Annotated in this window: 2 protein-coding genes and 1 pseudogene; 1 reads left to right on the top strand and 2 read right to left on the bottom strand. The window is 67.8% G+C overall.

Annotated features, from left to right (window positions below):
• A pseudogene (locus RMO40_RS04335) lies at positions 1-114 on the top strand (transcriptional regulator); the annotation flags it as partial.
• 6 nt (positions 115-120) lie between these two features.
• Here RMO40_RS04335 and RMO40_RS04330 read toward each other — a convergent pair.
• The gene (locus RMO40_RS04330) at positions 121-2,847 is read right to left on the bottom strand and encodes a PQQ-dependent sugar dehydrogenase (protein WP_309716807.1); all 2,727 of its coding nucleotides are present in this window, start codon (positions 2,845-2,847) and stop codon (positions 121-123) included.
• 127 nt (positions 2,848-2,974) lie between these two features.
• Positions 2,975-4,711: PQQ-dependent sugar dehydrogenase (locus tag RMO40_RS04325; protein WP_309716804.1), on the bottom strand; the 1,737-nt coding region annotated here is incomplete at its 5' end.

The raw sequence follows: 4,711 nt of genomic DNA, 5'->3' as shown, positions 1-4,711 counted from the left end.
CGCCGTGGCGCCTGGTTGCGGGGCTACGTCTACGCGTTCATCGAGGCGTTTGCGCCGACCCTCACGCGCCCGGTGGTTGAGGGCGCGATGAGGGGCGTAACGATCGACGCCTAGAGCGCGTCACGGTGCACTGAAGCGGGTGATGCGGCTTTGGGTGAGCACGTACAAGGCGCCGTCCAGCCCCGTGAGCATGCCCACCGCCTGGCCTGCGACCCGGCCGAAGGTGTAGGCCGCATTGCCGTTGGCCATGTCGACACGGCCGATGAACGGGGTGCAGAAGTCGGTGAAGAAATAGCTGCCCCGGTAGGCCACAGGGAACGGGCCGCTGTCGGTCGGGTAGAACGCGCCGCCGGTGATGGCGCAGCCATTGAAGAACCCGGCCGGCCCGGTGGCCTCTGCCGTGTGGTCGTAGGCAAACAGCGGCGCCGTCACCCCCGCTGCATTGGTCGGCCCTTCGGTCGCCGGCCAGCCGTAGTTGGCGCCCGGCACGCCGAGGTTGATCTCTTCCCACGAGCCCGCACCCACGTCGTTGATGTGGATCCGCCCGTCGCTTCGGCGCACGGCAAAGGTGAACGGGTTGCGCAGGCCGCGTGCCCAGATGGCGCAGCGCAGCGTGCCGGCCGTGGTGCAGAACGGGTTGTCACTCGGGATGCTGCCGTCGTCGTTGAAGCGCAGCATCTTGCCGAACGGCGTGTTCAGGTCAGGCGCGTTCGCGCTGTTGGCGTTGTCGCCCACGGCCACATAGAGCTTGCCGTCGTTGCCGAAGTGCAAGGCGCCGCCGTTGTGGTTGGTCGCTCCCGACAGAGTGGGCAAATCGGCGATGCGCAGCTCGCTACCCGCTGACACGATGTTCGGGTTGGATGCGTTGGCCGTGAAGCGGCTGATGCGGTTGTGCGTGCCGCCCTGGGGTGTCGTGTAGTAGAGGTAGACGTAGCGGTTGCTGGCGAAGTTGGGGTGCAAGGCCACGCCCAGCAGACCACGCTCGCCCACCGGGTCAACCGTCAGCGTGATGAAGGGGGCGCTCAGCAGCACACCCGCGCTGACGACCCGCAGTTGCCCACCTTGCTGGGTGACGAACATGCGCCCGTCAGGGGCCTGCGCAAACGCGGTGGCGCTGGACAGGCCGGCAACCCACTGGTCGGTGCGGGTGATGCCCGCCGGCTGGTTGCGGGTGCCGCCGAACTGCACGGTGGCGGTGGCCCAGGCCGAGAGGTTGCCGGCCGCGTCACGCGCACGGGCGCGGATCACGTGTTGCCCCGATGCATAAAGATTCGAGTCCACCGTCACGCTGTAGGGCGCGCTGGTGTCGGTGCTGCCGATCTGCACGCCGTCGACCTGGAACTCGACGCCGGTCACGCCGACGTTGTCGCTCGCGCTGGCGCTGAGCGTCAGCGTGCCGGCGAGGCCGCTGGCCAGGTTGGCCGGTGACGTCAGCGTGGCAACGGGCGCCTGCGTGTCACCACCCGAGCTGTTGACGGTGACGCTGACTGCGCCGCTCATCGTGACCGCGCCCAGGTTGTCGGTGGCGCGCGCCGTCAGCGAGCGTGTGCCGGTGGCCGATGGCGTCCAGCTCACGCCGTAAGGTGAGGAGGTGTCGGTGGCGCCGATCTGCACGCCGTTCTCGAAGAACGCGACGCTGGCCACGCTGCCGTCACTGTCGTTGGCGCTTGCCACCAGCGACACGGCCACGCCGCTGGTGGCGGTGCTGTTGTTCGCCGGGGCGGTGATGGCCACCGTCGGCGGCGTGTTGGTCACGGGCCCGATGTCGGTGTAGGTCGCGGTGTAGGTGGTGTTGGCCACCGGTGTGGAAATAGTGTGCGTGGTCGCGCCGCCGTCGCTCCAGCTCGCAAACTGGTAACGTCGGCCGTTGAGGTTCTGCGTGTCGGGCGCCATCAGCGCGCGCTCGATGCCGACCACGCCGGTGAACGAGGTCGGGCCGGTGATCGGCTGGCCATCGAGCGTGAGCGACAGGCCCGCTGGCGCGGTGGTCACGGTGACCTGCGCCGTCTGCGGCTGGATGTCGCGCGTCACCACGTGGGTGGCACCTGCGCTGTCGGTCGCACGCAGGTGGAAGCGGTAGAAGATGGTGGCCGCGGTCTCGCCCTGGGTGGGGATCGTGACCTGCCCGGTCGCGCCCACGGTCTGCGGCTGGAACGGGTGGCTGTGCGTGTCGTGGTGCAGCTCGGCCCACCAGGTCAACCGGGTCGCAGGCACTGCGCCATCTTCGGCGTCGGTGCCACTGCCTGAGAAGCTGATCGTGTCGCCGGCGCGGAAGGTGGCACCGACCGCGGGGCTCGCGATCGTGGCCACGGGCGACTGGTTCGAGCTGGTCTGCACCTCGCAGGCCTTGGTGACACCATATGCGGGGTCGCCGCCAAAAAATGCATTGGTGCACTGGCCGCTGTTGGTGACCGAGCGTTGCAACCAGCGCGTCCCTGTGCCGTAGCGCACGACGCGGGTGCCGGTGACGGTGAAGGCCTGCCCTTCGGTGGCGATGCGCGTCCACTGCCCGACGGGGGAAGAGTCCTCTTGAACCTGGCATGACTTGGCCACGCCAAAAGCCGGGTCCGATCCAAAGGTGGCGTTGGTGCACGCCACGGTTCCCGACAGCGTCCTTTCCACCCAGCGGGTGTCTGCGCCGTAGCGAACGATCCGGCTCTCGACCAGGGTGAAGGTCTGGCCTTCACTGGCCACTCGGATCCACGTCAGCGCCTGCGCAGACTCACGCTGTGTGTTGTCGGACGAAACGTCGTTGTCACCTCCACCACAGGCCACCAAGGCCAGGCTGGTGAAAACGGCCGCCAACGCGCGGGCAGCGCGGATCGCGCGCACAGGTGAGGGTGTCATGGCTGCAACACTCCATGGGATCGAGCGCCGCCGACTGCCGTACCTGCGCTGCTTCAATCCAATGTAGAAGTCAGCTCACCACCCGTTCATCGGACGGTGTCGCCTCGCACCGTAAGAATCCGCCGCGTCAAGGCGCGCTGAAGCGCGTGATGCCGCTTTGCGTGAGCACGTACAAGGCGCCGTCCAACCCCGTCAACATGCCCACCGGCCAGCTGGGCGCGCGGCCAAAGGCATAGGCCGCATTGCCGTTGGCCAGGTCGACGCGCCCGATCACCTGGTTGCAGAAGTCGGTGAAGAAGTAGCTGCCGCGGTAGGCCGCGGGAAATGGCTCGCTGTCTGGGTAGAACGCACCGCCGGTGATGGCACACCCATCGAAGAAACCACCGCCACCCGAGGCCGGCGAGTCGTCGTGGTCGTAGGCATAAAGCGGCGCGGTCACCCCCGCAGGGACGTTCGGACCTTCGCTGGCCGGCCAGCCGTAGTTGGCACCTGGCACGCCGACGTTGACCTCTTCCCACTCGTTCCCACCGACGTCGTTGATGTGGATGCGCCCGTCGCTCGGGCGCACGGCGAAGGTGAACGGGTTGCGCAGGCCACGCGCCCAGACCGCACAGCGCAACGTGCCCGCCGTGGTGCAGAACGGGTTGTCGCTCGGGATGCTGCCATCGTCGTTGAAGCGCAGCATCTTGCCGAGCGGGTCGTTCTGGTCTGGCGCCCTGGAGCTTTCGGAGTTATCACCCACCGCCACGTAGAGCTTGCCGTCGCTGCCGAAGTGCATGGCCCCGCCGTTGTGGACGGGCGCACTGAGGGTGGGCAGGTCGGCGATGCGCAGCTCGCTGCCGACCGACACAATGTTGGGGTTGGATGCGTTGGCGGTGAAGCGACTGATGCGGTTGTGGATGCCGTTTTCCGGCGTCGTGTAGTACAGGTAAACGTAGCGGTTGCTGGCGAAATTGGGGTGCAGGGCCACACCAAGCAGGCCACGCTCGCCCTCGTCGTTGACCGTCAGCGTGATAAAGGGCGTGGCCAGCACCGACCCGGTCGTCGTCACCACCCGCAGTTGCCCGCCTTGCTGGGCGACGAACATGCGGCCATCGGGCGTCTGTGCAAAGGCGGTCGCACTGAAGAACCCGGCGGCCCAGTCTTCGACACGCGTGATGCCGGCCGGCTGGCTGCGGCTGCCGCCGAACCGCACGATCGACGTGGCCCACGACGAGACATTACCCGCCGCATCGCGTGCCCGGGCACGCACGATGTGCTGGCCCGAGGCGTACCTGGTCGAGTCCAACTGCACGCTGTGCGGCGAGCCGCTGCCGGTGGGGCCCTCCTGCACGCCATCGACCTGAATTTCGATGCTCGTCACACCCACGTTGTCGGTGGCGCTGGCGGTGAGGGTCAAGGTGCCGGTGAGGTTGTCGGCCAGGTTCTCGGGCGATGTCATCGTGGCCACGGGTGCCTGGGAGTCGGCTCCGGGCGGGTTGACCATCACGCCGACCACCGCGCTGGTGGTGGTGTCGCCAAAGTTGTCGGTCGCACGCGCCGTCAGCGAGCGTGTGCCGGTGGTCGACGGCGTCCAGCTGACGCCGAACGGCGAAGAGGAGTCGGCGGCGCCGATCAGCACACCGTTCTCGAAGAACGCGACGCTCGCCACCGTGCCGTCGATGTCCGAGGCCGTGGCAGTCAGCGTGACGGCCACGCCGCTGGTGGCGCTGCTGTTGTTGGCTGGGGCGGTGATGGCCACAACAGGCGGTTCATTGGTCGCCACCCCGATGTCGGTGTAGGTGGCGGTGTAGGTGGTGTTGGCCACCGGCGTGGCAATGGTGTGCGTGGCCGCACCACCATCACTCCAGCTCGCAAACTGGTA

Origin of the sequence: Rhizobacter sp., assembly GCF_031412075.1 — a bacterium.
GTDB lineage: Bacteria > Pseudomonadota > Gammaproteobacteria > Burkholderiales > Burkholderiaceae_C > Rhizobacter.
Note: the sequence above shows the minus strand (reverse complement) of the source record. Positions and strands in the feature narration are given on the sequence as shown.

What these genes read in the sequence shown, in the direction of transcription:
- RMO40_RS04330 (WP_309716807.1), bottom strand. Translation starts at nt 2,847, where the DNA reads ATGACACCCTCACCTGTGCGCGCGATCCGCGCTGCCCGCGCGTTGGCG.